Source organism: Streptomyces malaysiense (assembly GCF_000980885.2).
Classification (GTDB): Bacteria; Actinomycetota; Actinomycetes; order Streptomycetales; family Streptomycetaceae; genus Streptomyces; species Streptomyces malaysiense.
Genome location: NZ_LBDA02000096.1, coordinates 1 through 17144, shown reverse-complemented (window position 1 = coordinate 17144; position 17144 = coordinate 1). Strand labels below are relative to the sequence as shown.

General features: G+C 69.9%; 16 protein-coding genes. 9 read left to right on the top strand and 7 right to left on the bottom strand.

Going from position 1 to position 17144, the window contains the following annotated elements:
- Positions 1-1038 precede the first annotated feature (1038 nt).
- From VT52_RS31825 to VT52_RS31810, 4 genes are all read right to left on the bottom strand, one after another.
- Positions 1039-1443, bottom strand: coding sequence for a DUF6009 family protein (locus VT52_RS31825; protein ID WP_046419108.1), 405 nt, complete (start codon positions 1441-1443; stop codon positions 1039-1041).
- The gene (locus tag VT52_RS31820; protein WP_079175409.1) at positions 1440-2951 is read right to left on the bottom strand and encodes a DNA primase family protein; all 1512 of its coding nucleotides are present in this window, start codon (positions 2949-2951) and stop codon (positions 1440-1442) included. The genes VT52_RS31825 and VT52_RS31820 overlap by 4 nt, the downstream gene beginning before the upstream one ends.
- On the bottom strand, positions 2948-4066 hold the full coding sequence (locus VT52_RS31815) for a bifunctional DNA primase/polymerase (protein ID WP_079175408.1): 1119 nt from the start codon (positions 4064-4066) through the stop codon (positions 2948-2950). The genes VT52_RS31820 and VT52_RS31815 overlap by 4 nt, the downstream gene beginning before the upstream one ends.
- Before the next feature lie 690 nt (positions 4067-4756).
- Positions 4757-5698: a ScbA/BarX family gamma-butyrolactone biosynthesis protein gene (locus tag VT52_RS31810; protein WP_053055460.1), complete on the bottom strand. Its 942-nt coding sequence runs from the start codon at positions 5696-5698 to the stop codon at positions 4757-4759.
- A 106-nt stretch (positions 5699-5804) separates the two neighbouring features.
- Here VT52_RS31810 and VT52_RS31805 point away from each other — a divergent pair, with 106 nt between their 5' ends.
- Positions 5805-6443 (top strand): ScbR family autoregulator-binding transcription factor, encoded by a 639-nt coding sequence (locus VT52_RS31805; RefSeq protein ID WP_046419102.1) that lies wholly within the window; start codon positions 5805-5807, stop codon positions 6441-6443.
- 7 nt (positions 6444-6450) lie between these two features.
- Positions 6451-7395, top strand: a complete 945-nt coding sequence (locus VT52_RS31800; protein WP_046419100.1) for an NAD-dependent epimerase/dehydratase family protein — start codon at positions 6451-6453, stop codon at positions 7393-7395.
- Here VT52_RS31800 and VT52_RS31795 read toward each other — a convergent pair.
- Positions 7392-8006 carry a TetR/AcrR family transcriptional regulator gene (locus VT52_RS31795; RefSeq protein WP_046419097.1) on the bottom strand — a complete coding sequence of 205 codons (615 nt, stop codon included), beginning with the start codon at positions 8004-8006 and terminating at the stop codon, positions 7392-7394. The genes VT52_RS31800 and VT52_RS31795 overlap by 4 nt on opposite strands.
- 311 nt (positions 8007-8317) lie before the next feature.
- Between VT52_RS31795 and VT52_RS31790 the strand changes: the two genes are divergently transcribed.
- Entirely contained in the window at positions 8318-9421 is a 1104-nt protein-coding gene (locus VT52_RS31790; protein WP_046419129.1) for an IS701 family transposase, read from the top strand.
- Here the strand turns inward: VT52_RS31790 and VT52_RS31785 are convergent.
- Positions 9406-10197: a thioesterase II family protein gene (locus tag VT52_RS31785; RefSeq protein WP_046419095.1), complete on the bottom strand. Its 792-nt coding sequence runs from the start codon at positions 10195-10197 to the stop codon at positions 9406-9408. The two genes, VT52_RS31790 and VT52_RS31785, sit on opposite strands and share 16 nt — an antisense overlap.
- A gap of 363 nt (positions 10198-10560) precedes the next feature.
- Between VT52_RS31785 and VT52_RS31780 the strand changes: the two genes are divergently transcribed.
- The gene (locus tag VT52_RS31780; protein WP_046419092.1) at positions 10561-11898 is read left to right on the top strand and encodes a lysine N(6)-hydroxylase/L-ornithine N(5)-oxygenase family protein; all 1338 of its coding nucleotides are present in this window, start codon (positions 10561-10563) and stop codon (positions 11896-11898) included.
- Between the two features lie 59 nt (positions 11899-11957).
- Here VT52_RS31780 and VT52_RS31775 read toward each other — a convergent pair whose 3' ends face one another.
- On the bottom strand, positions 11958-12197 hold the full coding sequence (locus tag VT52_RS31775) for an MbtH family protein (RefSeq protein ID WP_046419090.1): 240 nt from the start codon (positions 12195-12197) through the stop codon (positions 11958-11960).
- A 309-nt stretch (positions 12198-12506) separates the two neighbouring features.
- On the opposite strand from VT52_RS31775, the gene argC reads away from it, so the two are divergent.
- From argC to VT52_RS38505, 5 genes are all read left to right on the top strand, one after another.
- Complete coding sequence (gene argC, locus VT52_RS31770; protein ID WP_046419088.1) at positions 12507-13535, top strand: N-acetyl-gamma-glutamyl-phosphate reductase; 1029 nt, start codon at positions 12507-12509, stop codon at positions 13533-13535.
- Positions 13532-14683, top strand: coding sequence for a bifunctional glutamate N-acetyltransferase/amino-acid acetyltransferase ArgJ (gene argJ / locus VT52_RS31765; RefSeq protein ID WP_046419086.1), 1152 nt, complete (start codon positions 13532-13534; stop codon positions 14681-14683). The genes argC and argJ overlap by 4 nt, the downstream gene beginning before the upstream one ends.
- On the top strand, positions 14680-15555 hold the full coding sequence (gene argB / locus VT52_RS31760) for an acetylglutamate kinase (protein WP_046419083.1): 876 nt from the start codon (positions 14680-14682) through the stop codon (positions 15553-15555). Before argJ ends, argB begins: the two co-directional genes overlap by 4 nt.
- Before the next feature lie 38 nt (positions 15556-15593).
- On the top strand, positions 15594-16742 hold the full coding sequence (locus VT52_RS31755) for an acetylornithine transaminase (RefSeq protein WP_046419126.1): 1149 nt from the start codon (positions 15594-15596) through the stop codon (positions 16740-16742).
- 174 nt (positions 16743-16916) lie between these two features.
- Positions 16917-17144 (top strand): hypothetical protein (locus VT52_RS38505; RefSeq protein WP_206306663.1); only part of this gene is annotated, 228 nt, incomplete at its 3' end.

Here is a 17144-nt window from a genome sequence, read left to right as displayed (position 1 = left end):
TCCAGGCCGCGGTGCCGACCTGGACCTGCTTCAGGGCCACGCGGCGGTCCTTGGGATGGCCGAACTCGATGGCGGGGAAGGCCTCGTCCTGATCGGGAGCGGGGTAGGCGCCGTGCACGGACATGCTGGTCATGTCCCAGTGCAGCCGGGAGCAGTCGATGCTGCCGACCTGGCCGAACACGGCAGCTACGCCCAGGTTCCTCGGCTTCCCGGGGTGCGAAACGTTTGTAGACGGTCTGCCAGGGTCCGTACAGCTCTGGTGGATCACGCCACGAACGATCACGCCCGTCCACCCACGGCAACAGGGGCTCTGTTCGCTTCTGTGCTGCGCCCGTCAACTCACCTTGACCTGCTACAAGATCAGTGATCAGAACGCTAGTGCTCTGACTTCCGCACGGGGGTCGTCACGAGACGGCTCAGCCGATAGGCAGTCAGCAGCGCCAGTCGTACGCACAGCGTGTCGATCCGGATCACCGACCCGTCAGCTGACAGTGGGAAGTGGTTGTCGAGACACCGGACCAGGCAGAGATCCGTACGAGGTTGCGCCGTTTCCGGGCGACAGGAGCTCAGGCCGACGGGCACGGGATGGGCTGGCGGCCAACCCACTTGACCCGTACGGGCTGGCGGCGGGGGTTGTGGGGGAGGGCCCGGTCGGGGGCTGTCTCTGGTGCTGGGCTCCCGGCTCGGGAGGGCTGTCGGGGGAGTCTGTTCGTCAGTAGCTGGTTTTGGCGTCGGTCGCTGGGGTCACGGACTGGAAAAGGCCAGTTCAGCCGCGTAGGAGGGGGCTGAACAGCGACTGAAGCGACTGAAGCTTCCTATCTATGACACGCACGCGCACACGGTTGTGTCGTTATAGTTCCGACCTTGAGTCGCTAGGGTCGCTCGGGCCGGTGCTGCACATGCTTTGACCTGGGGTTTCTTAAAGCGACTGGGGCCAGCTACCGAACAGCGAAGGTCGCTGGTTCTTCGGTAGCTGGCCCCAGTCGTGTGCCGTTGGCCGCTTTCAGCGCCGGAGTTCGGTCGCTGGGGAGGAGGCCGTCAGCTCTTCGGTAGCTCTATGCCGAGTTCGCGCATGGCGTCCGAGGGTGGGCCGCCCTCGGAGCGTTCGGTCTTGTAGCCCTTCACACCGGCGCCGAGGGTGCGGGGGTCGATCGCCTCCGAGGGCGCGGCGGACGCGTACAGGCCCGCCGGCTGCTGGTCCCGGTCGTGGGGGAGGAGCCAGAACACCCGGCGCAGGAAGGTGCCGGAGGCGCGCGAGGCGCGGGCCTCGGGGGAGAGGACGGCGTAGCCGACCATGCGTCCGTCGCGGTGGTAGGCGGGCTTCCCGCGGCGAGTGGGCAGCCGGTCGAGGCTCTGGCGGACGTAGTCGAGGTTCTCGATGTCCTCGAGCCAGATCAGGGCCTGTTCGTGGGCGATCTGGCTGGGTTCGATCAGGGAGCTCATGCTGTCGCTTCCTCCGCCTCAGCGTTGAGACCGATACCCGGATAGTACTTGCGCTGGTTAGACAAGATCATTTCTTTGGGGGAGGAGAGGCCGACGGTCTCGCGCACCCGTGCCGCGAAGGCCCGGGAGGAGACGGGGTTGGCGCCCTCGAGGGCGCACCACTGCTTGTACGACGTATACAGCTGTGCCTGCTCGGCTCGCATCGCGGGGTCGAGGGTGCAGCATTCGGTGAGGAAGCGGCCGGTGTGGTCCTCGGTCTCGGCGTAGGCCGTGGTCGCGGTGCGGACCCGCTGCGGGCCGGTGAGGTCCTTCTCGCCGTTGAGGTAGCGCCGAGCGCCGGTGATGAGCCAGTGCAGGATCCCCGGGCCCTCCTCCGTGACCAGGACGTCGGCGAGGTTGTCTACCTTGCGGTGGTCGGCGACGACCCGTTCGAAGGGGATGAGCTTCATGCGCCGCCAGAAGGCGTAGCCGCCGGTGTTCACCTCGGGGCGGTGGTTGCCCAGGAGCCACAGCTTGTGCGTGGGGGTGAAGGAGAAGAAGTCCTGCCGCATTCTGCGGGCCTTGATCCGGTCACCGCCGGTGAGGAGCTTGACCCTGGCCTCGTCGAAGCGGTCGCCCGGTTTGAGCTCGGAGCAGACGATGATCCGCCGGCCGTGCAGTTCCGCCAGGTCGGTGGGGTGGCCCTCGAAGGGCTTGGCCATGAGGAACCCGGGCGGTGCCGCGTCGGCGTAGTCGCCGAGCAGCTTGACCATCACGTCCAGCAGGACGCTCTTGCCGTTCTTCCCCTGCCCGTACAGGAACGGCATGATCTGGCCGCCGACGTCACCGGTGATGGAGTAGCCCAGCAGCAGATGCAGAAAGTTGATCATTTCCTGGCCGTCGGCGTCCTCGCCGAACGTGTCCAGGAGGAAGCGCTGCCAGCGCGGGGCGTTCATCGCGCGGGGTGCGAGCGCGGTGGAGCGGGAGTGCAGGTGCTTCTCCGGATCCGGGCTCTCGAGCATGCCCGTCCGCAGGTCGACGACCCCGTCCGGGGTGCACAGCGCGTACGGGTCGGCGTCCAGGAGCGCGGCGTTGAGGACCATTCCGGGCGCCGACTTGGCCTGCATCAGCATGGCCTTCATCCCGGAGGTCGACAGGGCGCGTCGGCGGTGGCGGCGCAGCATGGTGGGTGACTGGCGCCCGCTCGGGTCCTCCTCGGCGAGTGCCTCGGCCATCTCGCCGGCCGCCCACAGGACGGCGTCGTCCTCGTCGATCTCCCAGCGGAAGCCCGACCACCGGTACCAGCCCAGTCCGGGCACATGGCGGAAGTCGCGGCCGTAGAGGTGCACGAACAGCTTGGCGTTGCCGCGATCGCTCAGCGAGTCGGGCAGCAGCCCGCGGGACGTGGCCGCCGGGGAGGCCGGCGCGGGCGAGGCCTGGGTCTGGGCGGGCAGAGCGGGGTAGTTGAGGATCTGCTGGGCGATGGCCGCCGGATCGAACAGCCCGTGGCCGGGACGGTTGTGGTTCACGGGCGGTCGTCTTTCAGGACGAGGGGACGTTGCATACCCGCCGCGAGGCCGGCACGGATGACGGAGAGGGAACGGCGCTGCTGCCCGGGGCGGGCGTGCTCGGCGGCCTCCAGGAGTGCGCTCTCGGCGGCATGGTGGGGCAGGTGCCCGGCGGCGACCAGGCCCCCGGTGGTGAAGGCGGCCCGGTTGAGCTTCTCGGTGAAGGACGCCCCTTCAGGGGTGGCCCTGCACTCGGCGACCGTGGCGAGCGAGGCCGCCAGGACGCGGGTGGCGCTGTCGCGGCCGGCTCCCGCGGCGATCACGGCCTGACGCGCCCGGAACGGGGTCGTGTGCCCGGTGCTCTGCCGTGGTACGGCAGCGGGCTGGTGACCGGTGCGGACCAGTTCGGTCTCCAGCCAGCCGGGCAACTCGGCCGGCAGCCGGCTGCCGGGCTGGACCTCGTAACGGCCGCTCGCGGTGGTGGTGTTGGGTGCCACGATGTAGCCGCCCTGCGCGCGGACGTCCACCTGCCAGGCGAGGGCCCGGCGCGGGCTGGAACCTGTGGAGCACAGCCAGGTCTGCCCGGGTTTGGTCCGGTACCACACGTGCAGTCCGCCGCTGGGCGTGCGCACCCGCAGGGTGCCGGTGTCCTGGGCGGGATCTGCCTCCTGCCGCAGCGCGGCGAGCAGGGCCAGGCTGTGGAATCCGTGCTGGAGCCCGTCCAGACTGACGTGTTCGCCGATCGTGATGCCGGGCAGCAGTCGCTCACGCTGCGGCAGCGGTGTCTCGTGGGCATCGATGTCGAGCACGAGCAGGCCGGCCGCCCCGCAGGCCACCCCCACGCCGAAGCGAGGCTGGATGTGCCACCAGCGACGGATGCGGTCCGGATCGTCGGTCGCTGCGTGAAAGCCGTGGCACCAGTGACCGAGGGCGATGCATTCGCAGGAGGCGGGGGAGTGGCCGGCGCCCTGGCAGCGCGCGCAGTTGGCCGCGGGAGTCTTGCGTCCCGGGGCCAGAGGCAGGACCGGCCAGCCACGCGCGCCGCAGGCCAAAGCCGTCTCCAGGGCGATCCCGGACGGCTCGGTCGCTGCGTCGGCACGTGAGTAACTGGGAGAAAAGCCCAGCTCATTCAGCATGTAACGACCCTTCCAGCGACCGAAGCGACTCAACATCGGAATGTGTTGCGCGCATAGGCTAACGCTTCGCGGCCGCCGGAACCGGTGACCTGGCCGTGGCGGGAAGGCTGTACGTTCATGCAAGTGCGGCTGTGCGTCGCTTCGGTCGCTGCCTGTTGGTTCTCTTGCGGCAGGCACGAGACGCGAGCGACCGAAGCGACTCTGTCTTTGAACCATCGCCGAGTGCGAGGCAGCACGTCGAAGACGGGCACACCACCTTGTGGTCCCGCCCCGCCCGAGCGGACCGGCACGGTCGTGACCGCTGTGCCGGACCTGCCCCGGGTGAGGGGCGGCGACCGTCGGTACGGGCGTGGGGTACGGCCGTACGGCGTGCGTCAGGCCGTACGGCCGTACCCCACGGCACCGAAGGTGGTGTACCGGTGGGACCGGAGGTGTGATGCGCGACGGCGAGACGACGGAGTCTCCGTCGGGCTTCGCCGCTCGCACGTCGGCGGACGGCTTCTGCTGGCCCAGGGCCTTTCTCGGATCAGGCCGGTTCCGGGCTACGGCGCCCTGCCGCCGACCGGAGCGGGCTCCGGTGCGTGCGGACGCGAGGCGCGGGAGTGAGCCGGCGCGGAGCGTCGGCGGGCGACGGCGGCGCCGCGGCCGGGCGTGCCGGACCCCGCGGCCCCGACAGGATCCGAGAAGGCCTTAGAGCGGCACGACGGTGGCCAGCGCGGTGAAGGCGGGGCGCTCGTCCTGGTGCGCCTCGACCGACACCGTCGTACTGGTCTGGTCCGCCGTGGCCACCGTGGAACTCCGCAGGTGGCAGGGAGAGTCGAACTCCACGTACTGGTTGAACGTGATGTCCATACCACTCACGACCGAGGGGGACGCCGGGGCGAGCGCGGCGTGGGAGCACTGCCGGATCGCCTCCAGGATGAGCATGCCGGGAGCGTGGTCGAGCGGGTGGTCGAACAGGATGGGGTGGGCCGTGTCGATGCGCAGCGACCATTCCCGGGGCGTGTCCGTGGCGGCCAGGACGACGTCACGGGGCCGGGCCCGCCCCGCTCGCGCGGGCGGGACCGCCTCCGGGAGCAGGGAGACCGCCGCGGTCCGCATGAGCGCCGCCGCCTCCGTGCGGCCGCGGCGCAGGCGCTCGTAGATCGCGGGGGAGTGGCACCCGAATCCGGTTTCCGACACGGCCATCAGCTGACCGTCGCGGAAGACCTCGATGGTCATGGACATACGGGTGGGGACGGAGCGCTGCCGCTTGATGTCGTGACAGCGCACCCGCAGCTCCAGTTCGGCCGGACGCTGGCGTATGTCCATCTCCTGAGGGTTGACCGAGTACTGAAAGCGGCTCCAGCTCAGCGCGTACCCCATCGGCATCCCGTAGGCCGCGTGGGCGAGCAGGGGAAAGGTCTGGCGAATGGTTTCGCACAGCAGCATCGGGTCGTACAGACCGGTCTCGTCGGCGTAGAAGCTGTGGAAGCGGGGCCACTGGGCGGTGACGTGGAAGGTGTCAGCGGCCGTCTCCTGCCAGCCCGTGAGGAAGACCTCCGCCAGTGCTGCCCGGTGTACGTACTCCCTGGCCACGGTGGTGGTCAGAGCGGGTCCAGGTTGCTCGGAACGCAGAGCTGTAGCCAGCATGTTCACTTGTACCCCCTGTAGTGAGGCCGTTCCCGGACGTGGGAGGGCCGCTGTGCTCTGTAAAATAAAGGTTGTTCGTTTTCTTTGTCGAGGGAGTAGTGAACCTGTGAAGTCAAAGGTTCGTCAAGAACGTGCGGTCAGGACCCGTGAGGCGATCCTCCAGGCCGCGGCCGAGGTCTTCGACGAGGTCGGGTACTCCAAGGCCAGCATCCGGATGATCATGGAGCGGGCCCAGGTCACCCAGGGAGGCATGTACTTCCACTTCAAGTCCAAGCAGGGCATCGCCGAAGCCGTCGTCGCCAGCCAGCAGAAGTTCGTCCAGCTGCCCGAGGGCACGGACGGCCTGCAGCGGCTCGTCAACATCACCTTCCACCTGGCCGGTGAGCTCCAGACCAACGCCAGGTTCCGTGCCAGTGTCCGACTGGCCGTGGAACAGGAGGAGTTCGGAGGGCGCGACGCCACCGCGTACCTGGAGTGGGCGGAGCAGTTCCACCGCCAGCTACTGGCCGCGCGAGCCCGCAACGAGCTCCGCTTCGGGGTGGACGAGCTGGAGTTCGCCACCCTGCTGATGTCCGCCTACACCGGGGTGCAGATCTTCTCCAACATCTCCACCGGACGCGCGGACCTGGTCGAGCGCGTGGCCTCGCTGTGGCGCTACCTTCTGCCCGCCCTCGCGCAGGAGGACGTCATCAACCGGCTGCGCATCTCCCCGCCCGACTCGCTTCCCGCCGCAGAGAAGGCATGAGACCGCCATGCGCGTAGTGATATCCGGGGCCACCGGTTTCATCGGCTCGGCCGTGCTGCGCCGCCTGGCCGGGGTCCGCGACGCGGAACCGGGCAGCCTCCACCTCACGGCGCTGGGACGTGCCGCCCGCCCCGCGGCCGAAGCCCCATGGGACGCCTGGTGCCCGGCCGACCTGTCCGCGCCCGCGTCACTCGCGCGCTCCTGCCAGGACGCCGACGTCCTGCTGCACCTCGGCGGCACGCTGAGCCCTGATCCGCAGGAGTGCCACGCCGTCAACGTCATGGGCACCGAGGCCCTGATGCGGGAGGCGCGGCGAGCGGGCGTCGAGCGGATCATCCACCTGTCCACGGCTGCCGTGTACGGCAAGGGGCCGCACCGGGGACCGGACGTCGACGAGATCCCGCCGGCCCCCGTCTCACCGGCCAGTGCGTCCCGTCTGCGGTCCGAGCGCCACACGCTCGAAGCCGGCGCGACCGTGCTGCGCCCCGGCCTGGTCCTGGGCAGCGGCGACCGCTGGGTCGTGCCCGCGCTCGAAGAACTCACGCGACGCGTGCCGGCTCTGTGGGACGGCGGCCTGTCCCGCCACTCGGCAGTCGCCGTCGACCGCCTCGCCCACCTCATCACGGCCCTGGCACTGCGCCCCGAGCCGCTGCCGGCGGGCATCTTCCACGCCAGCCACCCGCGGCCGGTCACCACGGAAGAGCTGCTGACCGCCCTCGCCGGTCTCGGGGTGCTGAACCGGCTCACCGAGTCGTGGTCCTGGGAGCGGTGCCTCACCGCCTTCCGTGCCACCGACGGAAAGATCAGCGAACGCCAGTTCCATCTGCTGGCCCAGGACCACTGGTACCTCAGTGAGGACGTCTGGCGTCACGCGCGCCTGGACCCAGGGCCCCCGCCCCACCTGGATCTCGTCCGGGCGCGCGAGTGGTACCGCGGCGCCGCCGCCCGCTAGACCGGTCCGCCCGCGGCGGCGCTGCCGGACCGCGCCCCGCGAAAGGCCAGCTCACAGACCTCTTTCAGACGACGGCTGCCATGTCTGGCGGCCGGTGACGAGCGGCGCCGTGCCTCGGCGCCGCGGGCCAGGTACTCGGCGAGGTCCACCACGTCCTGAGCCGGCACGTCGGCCTCCAGCAGACCGGCGGCACCGGCCCGCCGGACCAGCTCGCCGACCCTGGGGAGCCAGACCGCCGTGAGCAGGTCCACGGCCGAGCGCTCGTGCGCCAGCCGGAGCGCCGCTCGCACCATGACGTCCTGCTCCAACAGGTCGGCGAACGTGACGATCAGCTCGATCACGGTCCTCAGCGGGGCGTCCGCGGGCTCGGCGGCCGAGAGCACGGCCGCTGCCAGCGCGGCCGCCGCGCGCTCCCCGCCCTCCCGTTCCACCGCGTCGGCCAGGTCCGCCTTGTTCGCGAAGTGGAAGGTGATGGCGCCGACCGACAGCTGAGCGGTGTCGCAGACCTGGGCCAGCGAAGTGGAGTTGTAACCAGCTTCGTCGAAATGCTTCGATGCGGCTTCCAGCAGGCTCGCCCGCGTCCTGGTCGCCCGCTCCTGTCGCTTGGCCATGTTGTCTCCGGCGTCGAGTTGTGACGGGGGGTGCCCCGCCTTCACTCTCGCTGCCTGCGGGGACTGCAGTGTGTAGCGCCGGCCGAGCGCACAGCAACACAGAGTTGCCGAAGCCGCGGGCTCTTTCCGAGGGCCTGCGGTCCGTGGGGGCGAAGGCGTACCGGGTAGCGGTCAAAGTAACCCAAGTGTCGTGATTCCGCGCCGACTTCCTGAAGTTGCGTCGGAGGACACCCCGGCTCTGGAAAAAAAAGGGTCGATCGTTATTCTTTTTGGTGCCGGTGGAGTACTGGCGCACACAGGGGGAGGACCACGTGTACGAGCTCACGCCGCAGAGACAGCAGCAGCTTCGCGCGTTCACCGCGGAGCTGTTCGTCGAACTTCCGCGAGCGGACCAGCGCCGATGGGCCAGCACCTACCTGGAGGGGTTGCTGACCACACCGGGCAAGAAGACGCTGCGGCGCATGGCTCAAGCACTCGGTGCCTCGGTCAGCGCGTCCCAGAGCCTGCACCAGTTCGTCAACGCCAGTCCCTGGGAATGGGGTCCGGTCCGCGACCACCTCGCGCGCTGGATCCTGCGGCAGGCTCCGGCGGACAGCCTCGTCATCGACATGGCCTACCTGCGCAAGCGAGGCAGCCAGTCCTGCGGTGTGCACGCCCGCTACATCCCCGGCCAGGGCGTCGGCTCCTGCCAACTCGGCGTCGCCGCCATGCTCGCGGGCCGCCAGTACATCGCCCCGGCCGACTGGGCTCTCCACCTGCCCACCGCGTGGATCGAGGACGAGGCCGGCCGCGCGCGTACCCGCGTCCCCGTCTCGGCGTGCGCCAGGACAACCGGCCGGCAAGCCCTCGATCTGGTCGACGCACAGGACCACGCCGCGACCGCGGCCCTGCCGGTCGTGGCCAACCTCGCCGACGCGGACGAGATCGCCTCCCTGGTCATGGGGCTCAGCCTGCGCGGCAGGGAATTCGTCCTCGCCGTGCCCCCGACCGTGCTGGTCCAGACCGAACGCGGCGCCACCCTGCGGGCCGGCCGGCTCTGGGAGGCGAACCAGCGGGTCCGCGACGAATCTCCCGAGTCCGCGGCCGACTGGCTCACCCCGCCGGCCATGGCGACCGCCATGGTCCGGCTCGCGCTTCCCCAGGGCACGAGCCCCGCGCTGCAGCTCATGACCGTCAGGCCGGCCGGCGGCGGGCGCCGGCCGCAGCTGTGGCTCAGCAACATCCGTGACCGCCGGCGGATGTATCTCCTGTCGGGGCGCCTGGACGACTCCGCCCGTCTCCTCAAGGGCCTCGAAGCCGACTTCGGCCTGGCGGACTTCGAGGGCAGGTCCTACCCGGGGTGGCACCACTACATGACCCTGGTCTCCGCGGCCTGCGCGTGGAGCCAGGTGAGCCACGTCTACGAGAGCGTGTGACCCGTGCTCCGCGGGCTCCCGCGCTCCTTCAGGGCGGCGAGGCGCGCACCGACGTCGTGGACCAACCGGTCGCGTTGGTCCACCAGATAGAAGTGGTCGCCGGGGAAGACCTTGAGCGTGAAGTCCACTGAGGAGGCTCTGGCCCAGCCCCGCACGACTTCCACGTCCACGTCCGGGTCGGCGTCGCCGACGTAGGCGACGACCGGGAGGGGCAGGGCGACGCAGTCCCGGGGCGTGTAGCCGCTCACGACCTTGAAGTCGGCGAGCAGGGCGGGAAGGACGAGTTCGCGCAGATCGGGATCGTCCAGGACCGCGGCGTCGGTTCCGCCCAGGCGGCGGACCTCGGCCAGCACCGACTCGACGTCGTCCGGGTCCGGCAGGGTGTCGTCCGGCGTGTCCGGGGGAGTGCGCCCGGACACCATCAGAGCGGCCGGACGAAACCCGTACCGCCTCGACAGACGCAGGGCCGTCTCGTACCCGAGCGAGGCGCCCATGCTGTGACCGAAGATCGCCAGCGGCACATCGATGAACCCCCGCAGCGCGGCGCACAGCCGGTCGGCGAGCTCGTCCATGGTGGTGATCACGGGGTCACCGATCCGGTCGTGGCGGCCCGGGTAACGCGCGACGAGCACCTCGACGTCGTCACCGAACCGACGCCCCCACTCGTGGAAGAAGGCCGCCGAGCCTCCCGCGTGGGGCAGGCACAGCAGGCGGAGCCGCGGCGGGCCGGCACTGGGGTGCCGCTTCACCCATTCACTGGCGCACAGATCAAGCATGACGGAGCCGTCCTTCGCTGCCCGACGGATAAATCCCTGACCAGCGGATGCTAGCGGCGCATTGCGAGCCTACCGGCAATGAGTTCCGATCCCGGAGGTTCCGGTACGTCCTGTCGACGGGACAACTTCACCGGAGGGGCCCGCCCTTGCAATGCCGGACACCGCATCTTTAGCGTGGAGAACGGTGTGCTGCAGGCAATGGAAGAGATTTCTCCGAGCAGGACGTGGTCATTGAGCCTGGTGCAGGCGCCAGAGATCTGCATGAGGAATTTGCGGCATTCCTGACTCGATACGCCATCGAGCCACCAATGTGACCGGAGTGATGTGTGGCGTTCTCACGTCATCGAATCGGGAGAAGTTTCCATGGATGCAACTTCGGCAGACGTCTTCGATATAGTCGGAATCGGATTCGGCCCGTCCAACCTGTCGCTCGCCGTCGCGCTCGAGGAGCTTGGCCAGGGCTCGTCCGGCAACCGGGCATCCGCGCTCTTCTTCGAGCGGCAGGACGACTTCGGCTGGCACCGCAACATGCTGCTTCCATCCGCGACGATGCAGATCTCCTTCCTCAAGGACCTGGCGACCTTCCGCAACCCCACGTCGAAGTACAGCTTCGTCTCCTACCTCCATGACGCCGGCCGCCTGGCCCGCTTCGTCAACAACCAGGACTTCTTCCCCACCCGCCGGGAGTTCCACCAGTACCTGGAGTGGGTGGCCGCCGGCTTCCGCCACCAGGTCCGCTACTCCCACGAGGTCACCGCGATCCGCCCGGTCACCGACGCGGCCGGCCCGCACGGATGCCTGGAGGTCGAGGTACGGCACACCGGTGACCGGTCCGTGCGGGTGGTGCGCACCCGCAACGTGGTCGTCTCCACCGGCCTCGCCCCGCGGATGCCCGAGAACGTCGCACGCGACGAACGGGTCTGGCACAGCTCCGAATTCCTCACCAGGTACCGCGCCCTCGACCCCGCCCGCCTCAACTCCGTCGCCGTCGTCGGAGCCGGCCAGAGCGCGGCCGAGATCACCCGCTTCTTCCACGACGAACTGCCGCACGCCCAGGTGTACTCCGTCATCCCCTCCTACGGATACGCGCTCGCCGACGACACCCCCTTCGCCAACCAGGTGTTCGATCCCGCCGCGGTGGACGACTACTACTTCGGCACCGACTCCGCCCGGCAGGCGTTCTGGGACTACCACAAGAACACCAACTACTCCGTCGTCGACGACGACGTCATCCGGGACCTCTTCCGCCGCTCGTACGACGAGGACGTCAGCGGCGACCGGCGGCTGCACTTCCTCAACCTGACGCGCGTCAGCGGCGTGGAGCGTGCGGGGGAGCACACACGCCTCACCCTCACCCAGGGGGACCCCGGGGAACTGGAGGTGGACGCCGTCGTCTTCGCCACCGGCTACCGCGCCATGGACCCCTCGGGGCTGCTCGGCGACTTCGACGCGCACTTCCTGCGCGACGCGCAGGGCAGGCACCAGATCGCACGGGACTACCGCCTGGTCACGGCCGCCGCGGAGACCCACGGCCGGGTCTACCTCCAGGGCGGCACCGAGCACACCCACGGTCTGACGTCGTCCCTCCTGTCGAACCTCGCCACGCGCAGTGGGGAGATCGCCGACTCGATCCTCGGCTTCCGCCTCATCGAGGAGGAGCTGGCCCTGCCGACGGAGGAACGGGTCGGCACCGCCGGCTGAGCCGAGGACGCGGGAGGGGCCGGACACCGACGGTGTCCGGCCCCTCCCTCTGCGACGCCCTAGGAGGCGCTGGTCGCCACCGTGACGTCGTTCTCCATCGCGATCCGCAGGCTCTTGGGACGCAGGTCCAGCCAGTTCTCCTCCACGTACTTCAGGCACTCCTGGCGGCCGTCCTCACCGAAGACCACCCGCCAGCCCGCGGGGACGTCCGCGAATGTCGGCCAGATGGAATGCTGCTCCTCGTCGTTCACGAGGACGAAGAACCGTCCCTCATCGTTGTCGAAAGGGTTGCTGCTCATAGTCCCTCCAGGACGTAAACAGAGATGGGAACTTTGCGGAGACGCCGCGGTGCCGCCAGGTGCATGCCGTGCGAATGCTGCCTCCAGAAACCTGATTCAGAAGCCAGCTTGGCAGTCTCCTCACCGGCCGTGCAATAGACCTGTGTCCTGTGGACAGGACAGGGCAGGACAGGGCGTTGACACGGTGCAAATGCTTCCCGGAATGCCTACCGTAGGGTGGTCCATTTCGGTGACCATGCAGCGTGCGTGGCGCCTGCAAACAAATTCTTAGACCGCGCTCCGGCCCAACGGAGAGCGGGAGGGGGACGAATGACCCTGCGAGTAGCAGTGGCTGGGGCCAGTGGCTACGCAGGTGGTGAGATCCTGCGGCTTCTGCTTCATCACCCCGAGGTACGCATCGGGTCCCTCACCGCAGCCGCGAGCGCCGGTCAGCCACTGGGGAATTTCCAGCCGCATCTGCCCCAACTCGCCCAGCGGACCCTGGAGGCCACCACGCCCGAGGTGCTGAAGGGCCACGACGTGGTGTTCCTCGCACTGCCGCACGGCGCCTCCGCGGCGCTCAGCGCAGACCTCGACGACGTACCGCTGGTCATCGACTGCGGTGCGGACTTCCGGCTCGCGGACGCCGAAGCCTGGGCACGCCACTACGACGGCGAGCACGCCGGGACCTGGCCCTACGGGCTGCCCGAACTGCCCGGCCAGCGCGAGCTCCTGCGCACCGCTCGCCGCATCGCCCTGCCCGGTTGCTTCCCCACCGTCGTCACCCTCGCCCTGGCCCCCCTCTTCCGGGCCGGACTGGCGCGGCCGGCCGTGGACGTCGTCGCGGTCACGGGAACCTCCGGCGCGGGCAGGACGCTCAAGCCGCACCTGCTGGGCAGCGAGGTCATGGGCTCCGCCACCGCGTACGGGACGGCGGGCACCCATCGGCACACTCCGGAACTGCGGCAGAACCTGGCGGCCCTGGCAGGCGGCCCCGTCGAGGTGTCCTTCACGCCGGTGCTCGCACCGATGACCCGCGGCATCCTCGCCGTGTGCGGCGTCCAGGTCCGTGACCACGCCACCGCCGAGGACGTCCGCACGGCCTACGCGGCCCACACCGCGGACGAACCCTTCGTACGGCTCCTGCCCGAGGGCCGGTGGCCCACCACGGCAGCCGTGCTCGGCTCGAACGCCATGCACCTTCAGACCGGGTTCGACGAGGAGCGGCGACGCCTCACCGCCGTCGGTGCCATCGACAACCTGACCAAGGGAACCGCCGGAAACGCCGTTCAGTGCATGAACATCGTCCACCGATTTCCCGAAGACACCGGGCTCACCACCACAGGAGTCGCACCATGAGCATCACGCTGCCGCAAGGCTTCGCCGCGGCCGGCGTCGCCGCCGGCATCAAAGCAGCAGGGACCCCCGACCTGGCGCTGGTCGTCAACCAGGGCCCCCGCAAGGCGGCCGCCGGCGTCTTCACGTCCAACCGCGTCACAGCGGCACCCGTCGTCTGGTCGAGGCGCGCCCTCGCGGACGGCCGGATATCGGCGGTGATCCTCAATTCCGGTGGTGCGAACGCCTGCACCGGGCCCGCGGGCTACGCGGACACGCGGACGACCGCCGACAAGGTGGGCACGCTCCTCGACATCCCCGTCGACGAGGTGGCCGTCTGCTCGACGGGGCTCATCGGCGTGCGGCTGCCCATGGACCGGCTGCTCGGCGGAGCGGAACGAGCCGCCGCCTCGCTGTCCGCCACCGGGGGCGAGGACGCGGCGATCGCCATCAAGACCACCGACTCCGTGCACAAGACGGCCCACGTACGGGCGGACGGCTGGACCGTCGGCGGCATGGCCAAGGGGGCGGGCATGCTGGCCCCCGGGCTGGCCACCATGCTCGTGGTCCTCACCACCGACGCCGACGTACCGGCCGCCGTCCTGGACGAGGCGCTCCACGACGCCGTCGCCGTGACCTTCGACCGTGTCGACTCCGACGGCTGCATGTCCACCAACGACACCGTGCTCCTGCTGGCGTCCGGCGCGAGTGCCGCGAGGCCCTCGGACGAGGAGTTCGCGGACGCCGTACGGCGTGTCTGCGCCGACCTGGCCCGCCAGCTGATCGCGGACGCCGAAGGCGCCACCAAGGACATCCGTATCGACGTCATCGGCGCCGCGAGCGAACAGGACGCCGTCGACGTCGGCCGGGCCGTCGCACGCAACAACCTCTTCAAGTGCGCCCTCTACGGCGAGGACCCGAACTGGGGCCGTGTGCTGTCCGCCATCGGCACCACACACGCCCGCTTCGACCCCGACCTGATCAATGTCGCCATCAACGGCGTCTGGGTCTGCAAGGACGGCACGGTCGGCGAGGACCGCGGCAACGTCGACCTCTCGGGACGGGACGTCGTCGTCACCGCCGACCTGGCCGCCGGATCCGCGCACGCCACGATCTGGACCAACGACCTCAGCGTGACCTACGTCCACGAGAACAGCGCCTACTCCTCATGAGCACTCTTCCCCTCGCCTCCGCCACCGGCCGCACCGTCGACGCCCTCGGCGAGATCGCCGTGATCAAGCTGGGTGGAAGCACCATGGTCGACGACGACCTGCGACGCGACTTCGTCCGCGACGTGGTGCGACTGCACGAAGCCGGCCTCAGACCCGTCGTCGTACACGGCGGCGGCCCGCAGATCAGCGACGAACTCCGACGGCGGAGCATCGCGTCCGAGTTCAGGAACGGCCTGCGCGTCACTTCCGAGGAGGCCATGGGCGTCGTCCGCATGGTCCTCACCGGCGTCGTCCAGCGCGAACTCGTCGGCCTGATCAACGAGCACCGCCCGCTCGCCGTAGGCATCACGGGCGAGGACGCCGACATGCTCGTAGCCGCCCGCCACCGGCCCGAGATGGACGGCGGACCCGTCGACATCGGCCGGGTGGGCGCCGTCACGCACGTCGCCCCGCAGCTCCTGGAGAGCCTGCTCGCCGACGGACTGATCCCCATCGTCTCGTCCATCGCCCGCAGCGCGGAGGACGCGCATGTCTACAACGTCAACGCCGACACCGTGGCCGCGGCCATCGCCACCGCCCTGCGTGCCTCGAAGCTGCTCCTGGTCACCGACGTCGCCGGGCTGTACGCCGACTGGCCGCACACCGAGGACGTGTACGAGCGTCTGACCGCGAAGGAGCTGGAGCGCCTGCTGCCCGGTCTCTCCTCCGGGATGCTGCCCAAGATGCGTGGCTGCCTCGAAGCGGTCCGGGGCGGCGTCCGCAGCGCGCACGTCGTCGACGGACGCGACCGCGACGCGATCCTCACGACCATCCTCACCGACCGGTCCGTCGGCACGACGGTCCTGCCCGATCCCCCGGGAGCGAAGACGTGACCACCAACGCCTCTCTGCGCCGGCGCTGGACCGACGCCATGATGTCCAACTACGGCACCCCTCGGACCGCGCTGACCCGGGGATCCGGCACGCGCTACTGGGACGCGGACGGCAACACGTATCTCGACTTCGTGGGCGGCATCGCCGTCAACGCCCTGGGCAGCGCCCACCCCGCCGTGGTCGACGCCGTCACCCGGCAGATCGGCAGGCTCGGCCATGTGTCCAACCTCTACATCAGCGAGCCTCCACTGCGCCTGGCCGAGGCCCTGCAGCGGCTCACCGGCCGCATGGCACGCGCCTTCCTGTGCAATTCGGGGGCCGAGGCCAACGAAGCCGCGTTCAAGATGGCCAGGCTGACGGGCCGCGGTGAGATCGTCGCCGCCGACGGATCGTTCCACGGCCGCACCATGGGTGCCCTGGCGCTGACCGGCCAGCCGGCCAAACGCCGGGCCTTCGAGCCGTTGCCGGGCGGCGTCCGGCACGTTCCCTTCGGCGACGTCCAGGCTCTGGGGGAGGCCGTCAGCGAGCGCACCGCCATGGTCATCCTGGAACCGTTGCAGGGCGAGGGAGGGGTCGTCGTGCCCCCGGCCGGCTATCTGCGGGCCGCCCGCGAGATCACCCGTGCCACCGGCACCCTGCTCGCCCTCGACGAGGTGCAGACCGGTGTCGGCCGCACCGGGTACTGGTTCGCTCACCAGGCCGACGACGTCGAACCCGACATCCTCACCCTGGGCAAAGCGCTGGGCGGCGGCCTCCCCATCGGCGCCGCCCTCGCCTTCGGCGAGGCCGCGGAACTGCTCGGACCCGGAAGCCACGGGTCGACGTTCGGCGGCAATCCCGTCGCCTGTGCGGCGGCCCTGGCCGTTCTGGAGACCATCGAGCAGGACGACCTCCTGCGGGCGGCACACCTGCGGGGCGAGCAGCTGCGCGCCGGGCTCGGCGAGATCGGCGATCCCCGGATCGCCGAGGTCCGCGGCCGGGGCCTGCTCCTGGCGATCGCGCTGACCGGACCGCACGCCAAGGCCGTCGAGGACGCCCTCGCGGCTGAGGGAGTCCTGGTCAACGCCATCGCCCCCGACGTGATCCGGATCGCCCCACCGCTGACCGTCACCGAGGGCGAGGTGCGGATCTTTCTTCGTGCCGTGTCCACCGTCCTGCACGGCATGACCGATGGACAGGCCGCGTAGACCACCTGTGACCGAACTGCGGACCCGCGTCGGTGTGAGATCTCCCGGAACCTAGTGCCGCGGCAGGCAGCGTTCGCCCGTCAAGGAGCGGCGTCCGGTGCGTGCTCTCGGCGTGCCGGACGGAAGCCCTCGTACTGGACGTACTCGGGCTTTCGCCCGGTGCGGCGAGAGTGCGTGCAGGGCGTCGCGACGGGGCGGACGTTGCCTGTCGCGGCACTAGACTCGCAGCAGTTCAACGCCCAAGTCGACGCCATCGCGGAGCAGTTGGCGTACCGTTTCGTCCCTGGTGCCGGACCTCGACGCCCGCCCAGACTCGCCGAAGGAAAACCGATGACGCAGTACCGCCAGGTGCCCGCACAGGTCGACCTGCCCGCCCTCGAGCACGCGGTGCTCGACTTCTGG

Coding starts and splice junctions, on each gene's coding strand:
- VT52_RS31825 (WP_046419108.1), bottom strand. CDS start 1,443: ATGAGCTCCCTGATCGAACCCAGCCAGATCGCCCACGAACAGGCCCTG.
- VT52_RS31815 (WP_079175408.1), bottom strand. CDS start 4,066: ATGCTGAATGAGCTGGGCTTTTCTCCCAGTTACTCACGTGCCGACGCA.
- VT52_RS31810 (WP_053055460.1), bottom strand. CDS start 5,698: ATGCTGGCTACAGCTCTGCGTTCCGAGCAACCTGGACCCGCTCTGACC.
- VT52_RS31800 (WP_046419100.1), top strand. CDS start 6,451: ATGCGCGTAGTGATATCCGGGGCCACCGGTTTCATCGGCTCGGCCGTG.
- VT52_RS31795 (WP_046419097.1), bottom strand. CDS start 8,006: ATGGCCAAGCGACAGGAGCGGGCGACCAGGACGCGGGCGAGCCTGCTG.
- VT52_RS31785 (WP_046419095.1), bottom strand. CDS start 10,197: ATGCTTGATCTGTGCGCCAGTGAATGGGTGAAGCGGCACCCCAGTGCC.
- VT52_RS31780 (WP_046419092.1), top strand. CDS start 10,561: ATGGATGCAACTTCGGCAGACGTCTTCGATATAGTCGGAATCGGATTC.
- VT52_RS31775 (WP_046419090.1), bottom strand. CDS start 12,197: ATGAGCAGCAACCCTTTCGACAACGATGAGGGACGGTTCTTCGTCCTC.
- argC (WP_046419088.1), top strand. CDS start 12,507: ATGACCCTGCGAGTAGCAGTGGCTGGGGCCAGTGGCTACGCAGGTGGT.
- argJ (WP_046419086.1), top strand. CDS start 13,532: ATGAGCATCACGCTGCCGCAAGGCTTCGCCGCGGCCGGCGTCGCCGCC.
- argB (WP_046419083.1), top strand. CDS start 14,680: ATGAGCACTCTTCCCCTCGCCTCCGCCACCGGCCGCACCGTCGACGCC.
- VT52_RS31755 (WP_046419126.1), top strand. CDS start 15,594: ATGATGTCCAACTACGGCACCCCTCGGACCGCGCTGACCCGGGGATCC.